Annotated in this window: 1 protein-coding gene; it reads right to left on the bottom strand. The window is 37.3% G+C overall.

Annotation, left to right across the window (positions count from 1 at the left end; translation table 11 throughout):
• Positions 1 to 22 precede the first annotated feature (22 nt).
• Positions 23 to 928, bottom strand: a complete 906-nt coding sequence (locus tag JCM16496_RS21135) for an IS982 family transposase (RefSeq protein WP_025836440.1) — start codon at positions 926 to 928, stop codon at positions 23 to 25.
• Positions 929 to 1,037: the final 109 nt, after the last annotated feature.

Genomic DNA, 1,037 nt, shown 5'->3' with positions numbered 1-1,037 from the left:
TTAACGTGAGTTCGAAATAAAATTAGAAAATAGACAGTTGTCCGTCATTGACAAAGTTTACGTCAATGGCGGGCTTCTTCTCAAAAAAGCAGTATGCTGCAATAGCCGACAAAGAGTTGGCTATAAAGTTATTGAATGACCGATGTCTGGAGTGTTCTATCTGTGCTATGTTTTTCAGCTCGTCATTGACCGTTTCAATCAATGCTCTTTTTCTGAGCAGAATCTTGTCGGCAATACTCATCAGTGAATTCTTCATATTGTTTTTAACTTTAGTGACAAGCTGTATACCATTAAGAAAAAGGTTCTCAAACAGAGCCTGACCAATATATCCTTTGTCTGCACATAGTTTTCCTTTAATGTTCTCTAAAAACTTACCTTGCTTCAACGGTTCCCGGTCGTCCACGTTTCCAGGCGTGAACATAAAATTGAGGATCTCACCTTTATCATTGATTATCAGATGCAGCTTGAATCCGAAAAACCATCCCATTGAACATTTTCCACGCCCGGCAAGTCCCTCAAATGTCTTATGAATAAGAATTCTTTGGTTACGGCAAACACGTAAAGGAGTGGAGTCGACAAAACTGATGCCGGTACAAGTCCCCAGTAGTACTTTTTTGATGAAGATGGTCATGGGAAGCAATACTTCCTTCTCCAGTTCCACAAAACGGTTATAGGAAACTTGACGCGGAAAAAGGTGTTTCAGATGCTTACAAACATATTCCTTGTAGTAATGCTTGAAACAACGGAAACCACCGGAGTGAAACAGGATTAGAATAACCATAATCTCAGCATCACTCATACGGTTGGGTTTGTTGCGATGTCTGGTCTTCTTATCTTCAATCATATATTTTTCCTGTTGTAATGCAAATTCCTTGCAAAAATCATCAGCCATACAATAAATCTCTGTAACTTTAGACTCTGGAAACATAGTGGTAATCGTTTAAATCTTATAATTCAGCACTATAAATTTAATACTTTTATCGCTATGTTTCTAATTATCAGCAAAATATATTTATTATTATTTCGAACTCACGTTA

Origin of the sequence: Bacteroides rodentium JCM 16496, from assembly GCF_000614125.1 — a bacterium.
Taxonomy (GTDB): Bacteria; Bacteroidota; Bacteroidia; order Bacteroidales; family Bacteroidaceae; genus Bacteroides; species Bacteroides rodentium.
Note: the sequence above shows the minus strand (reverse complement) of the source record. Positions and strands in the feature narration are given on the sequence as shown.

What these genes read in the sequence shown, in the direction of transcription:
- JCM16496_RS21135 (WP_025836440.1), bottom strand. Translation starts at nt 928, where the DNA reads ATGTTTCCAGAGTCTAAAGTTACAGAGATTTATTGTATGGCTGATGAT.